The following is a 2,190-nucleotide window of genomic DNA, read 5'->3' as shown; positions in this document are numbered from 1 at the left end:
TGATCGAGATGCTGCGTGAGAGAACCTCCCCGGCCAGCGTCAAGCTGCCGACCGATATCCGCTTGCGCCGCTCGCTCGGCAGCGTGTGAATCCCCGGGTCGGTTGCCACTGAAGGTGGCTCTGAAGGACGTAGGCCCGCTTCCGTAATGGGGCGGGCCTGTGTCAAGGGTTTCGGGCAAGTCAAAAACTCCGGCGAAGCTCTCTTTCTTCTCCGGGTTTTAAGGCGCAAAATCAGAAGCTTACTTTTTCTTTTTTCACTGCAACCACACGTCAGGACTGAGGAACACCCCCTGTCCGGGCTTCGTTCTTCCGTCCGTAGTCAGCCTCAAAGCTGCCACTCTATGCCTGGTCCAAATCTGGTCCTGGGTGCCCATCTTTCCCGCGTATTCAACGTTTGCCGATAACTTGCGGGCCTACGGCATCTCCAGGAACCTCGTCCCGGCAAGGGACCTCATCGTACCTGTTGTCAGGTGCAGTGCGTTCCTCCGTCCAATGAAGTTCAGGAATTTTTATTCTCAGACCGTTGCCGCGGGGCTCTGCGCAGAGCGGAATGGTGTGCCGTCTCGCCACATACGGTGCAAAACAACGCCAATGCGCCGCGCGAGTGCAATCAAGGCCCGTTTCGATCCACGCCTACGCGCCACTCTAAGGGCCCAGGCCTGGAGCCAGTTTGGTGACCCACGGTGCATCAGGATCATCGCCGCTTGATACAAGGCCGTTCGAAGGCCTCGGTCGCCAGCTCGGGTGATCTGCCCGACGATGTCCATCTCTCCGGATTGCGTGCGCCTTGGCGTCAGCCCCGCCCACGGCCCAACATCCTTCGACCGTGCAAAGCGGGCTGGATCATCAATCGCAGATTTGACCGTCAGGGCGACGATCGGACCGACACCCGGCATCGTCATCATCAGACGACAAACGTTGTCGTCTTTTGCCAGACCCGCGATCTTCGCATCCAATTCGGCCAACTCGGCACGCAACTGCGAACGCGCGCGTAGAAGAGCCTCCGTCGATGTGGACAGGATTTCATTCTGCTCAACCAGTTCCCTTACACGGGCCTCGTACCTGATCCGGGTGACATGCCCCAGCTTCAAGCCGAAGTTCCGCAAAACACCCCGCATGGAAAGCTCAAGGTTGATGATCGCCTGTTGAACTGATTTTCGCGCGGTCAGCAAAGCGCGAACTTCCTGGGAGGACACAGATTTGCGGTGCACCGGCCTGTACCAACCCATTTGCAGCAATCGAGAAATTCCCTGGGCATCGCGCCTGTCGGTCTTGATAGGCATGGCTTTCAAGGCGGCCTTCACCAATCGCGTTTCCATCATGACCACGTCAAACCCTGCCTCTTCCATCCCCTTGCTCAGCCATTGGGACAGAGGTCCAGCTTCGAGACCGATCGTGTCGATCGAATATGGCAGGGCGACGATCGCGCGCACCAGGGCTTCAGGCTCGCTCTCCGCCTGCAATTCTTCAACGATCTTCCCCTGCGGCCCCAGCACACAAATCGCCGTGCTTGCCAGAGATACATCCAGTCCGATAAATACATTCATGTCGTTGCCCTTCTATTCTTAGGAATTGAGGCGCATGGAAACATACGACCTCGTAGACGCGCTGCAGGCGCATCAAGGGCAACGGCACTCCACATCATGCTGACAAACAAGCGAAACCTGTCCGATTCGCCGAAAGCCCCATTACGGCATCTCTCCCTTTGTGGGAGCAGCGGGCCTTCATTGGCTGCGATGTCAGGAGGAGGTGTGCCCTCCCCTTCTACCAGTCGCGCGCCAGCATGATGGTCAGCACGCGCATGGTGGTCGCGGGATTGTCCGGGGCCTCGGCACCGTAGCGGAAATCGGAATCTGCCTCATAGAGGTCGATCTTCCAGAACACGGTCTCGCCCCGGATCTCGACCGCCCCGAATTCGTGCCAGCCTTCAGGGTCATTCTCAGGCTCGAATGTATCGAACGCACCGGTGGCTTTCACCGCCTCGGCCATGAAGCCGTCGCCAGCCTCCATAAGCGAACGGGTGACGTGCATCCGGCCCTGGATGGACTGCGCGGGCGGCACCCCGAGGCAGGCGAGCTTGCGAAACGCGTCGTTCTGCGCTGCGATCACACTCGGATCTGGACTGTCTGGCTGGGGTTGAACGGTCATGGACATGGGGATCTCCTTTGAGAAGTTGAAACACCCTTCCCA

General features: G+C 58.8%; 2 protein-coding genes. Both read right to left on the bottom strand.

The window, feature by feature from the left end; translation table 11 throughout:
- Positions 1 to 515 precede the first annotated feature (515 nt).
- On the bottom strand, positions 516 to 1,547 hold the full coding sequence (locus VJ956_RS10765) for an IS110 family transposase (RefSeq protein WP_324084699.1): 1,032 nt from the start codon (positions 1,545 to 1,547) through the stop codon (positions 516 to 518).
- Between the two features lie 217 nt (positions 1,548 to 1,764).
- On the bottom strand, positions 1,765 to 2,190 hold a 426-nt coding region (locus VJ956_RS10760; RefSeq protein WP_324084697.1), incomplete at its 5' end, for a DUF3768 domain-containing protein.

Origin of the sequence: Marinobacter sp., from assembly GCF_035268745.1 — a bacterium.
In the GTDB taxonomy this organism is placed as follows: Bacteria; Pseudomonadota; Gammaproteobacteria; order Pseudomonadales; family Oleiphilaceae; genus Marinobacter.
This window is presented reverse-complemented; position numbering and strand designations above follow the sequence as displayed.

What these genes read in the sequence shown, in the direction of transcription:
- VJ956_RS10765 (WP_324084699.1), bottom strand. Translation starts at nt 1,547, where the DNA reads ATGAATGTATTTATCGGACTGGATGTATCTCTGGCAAGCACGGCGATT.